This window comes from Desulfallas thermosapovorans DSM 6562 (assembly GCF_008124625.1).
In the GTDB taxonomy this organism is placed as follows: domain Bacteria; phylum Bacillota; class Desulfotomaculia; order Desulfotomaculales; family Desulfallaceae; genus Sporotomaculum; species Sporotomaculum thermosapovorans.
The window spans coordinates 1-1,659 of sequence record NZ_VNHM01000044.1; the positions used below are offsets into that span (position 1 = coordinate 1).

The following is a 1,659-nucleotide window of genomic DNA, read 5'->3' on the forward strand; positions in this document are numbered from 1 at the left end:
TAGGGATTGCTGAACCAATCCTATTTCAATCAAAACATTTATAACGACGGCCTTAAAAAAGCCGGTTTATGCCCAAATAGGTACCGGAGAAAAATAAACAAAATAACACGCAGCCTGCGCTCCAAGTTCATCACCAAAAACTGGAGGCAAATTACACTTTCGGCGGTCTCTTTCAGGCGCGCCATAATACGCGCCAGCCCATAGCGGCGCTTACCTTCGCCGAATTTACCTTCTATGGCATTACGTTCGCATGCGTCTTGCCGTTCCAAGCGTCTTTGTTCTTTTTGAAGCGACTTGTCAGCTGGTGGTCTACCCAGCCTTGGGCCGCTTAATCGTATACTGTGTTGTTCACAATAGCAGAGATTCTCTCTATTCCGGTAGATCTTATCAGCCTGAACAGCTTCAGGATAAAACCCGTACCTTTGGCGGTAACGCTCCACTGATTCAATAAGGGTTTTACCCTCATTGAAGGCATCCCAACTTAGCGTTTCCACATGGGCGTAGCCGTCGACAATGCTGATGGCAATTTTGGCACCGAATTCGGTTTCGGCTGTGGCTTTACCCCGAACGATGGGCCGCACATGCGGCTGGCTGATACTGACAATACGGTCGTTAATCTTGTGCGTACGGCGGGTATACATGTGGTGCTGCTGTTGGTAGACTTTACGTATTGTACCCAGGGTTTCCTGTTGCTTTTGGCTCAGACCATGCTCGTTGCCGGCTATGGCAAGCAGGCGGTCTATAACGCCAAGGTTGCGCCTGACATAGCGGAGTTGCTTACCAATAGCTTTACGAAGAGCTTTCTTCCCGGGCTTTTTGTTCCGAACAATGTTCAGGTAATGCTTACGAGCAACCCGTCGATAAGTGCGCGGCCTTTTACCGGGTTTGCCAAGTTTTTTGTGCACGATATCAATCATGTCATCCAGCTTCTCCCTGGCTTCGTTGAGCAGGGATAGGTCAGTGGGATAGCGTATGTCTGCAGGGGCGCAGGTGGCATCCAAGATAAGTTTGCCTTTGTTTGCCGGATATACTTCAAAGGATGAAGCTTTATCCGGGTTATTGGATTCTTCCGCTACGGCTTTATTGCCACCCGTGGGCGGCTTGGGCTTTTTATCGTCGTCATTTTTCTTATCGGTTTCTTTGGCGGCACGGCAGATTTCTTCGTTGATTTCTTGCAGTGCTTCGGCACCGAAACGCTTGCGAAAATGGACCATCAAAGATGGGTCAAATGGTGGCCGGTCTTGGTATTCTTTAAGGCCGATGAAATACTGGAGATAAGGGTTTTCGGTGATCTGCTCCACTGTTTCACGGTCGCTGAAGCCACATTTTTCTTTGATGATTAAAGCGCCAAGTGCCATTCGGACAGGTTTGGCCACCTGACCACGGTTGCTGGGAAAGAGATTGGCATAGCGTGCTTCGATTTTGTCCCAGGGGATCATTTTAGCTAGTTTTACCCAGCGGTTATCGGCTCTTAATTTGCCTTCAAAGGGCAAATTAAATTCTTCGAGGTAATATTGATTTTCTATCCTGCGGAACATATTTTGCCTCCAAGTGCACGGTTTTTGCAACATTTACCGCATTTTCCATGCATTTTATTTCGACAAATATGTTCCTGAATCCTTGATTTTGTTGGGTTTTTGTTTCGTTCAGCAAGCCCTA

General features: G+C 47.6%; 1 protein-coding gene. It reads right to left on the reverse strand.

Going from position 1 to position 1,659, the window contains the following annotated elements; all coding sequences use genetic code 11:
* Window positions 1-38: 38 nt before the first annotated feature.
* On the reverse strand, window positions 39-1,538 hold the full coding sequence (locus LX24_RS14760) for an IS5 family transposase (RefSeq protein ID WP_166512886.1): 1,500 nt from the start codon (window positions 1,536-1,538) through the stop codon (window positions 39-41).
* Window positions 1,539-1,659 lie beyond the last annotated feature (121 nt).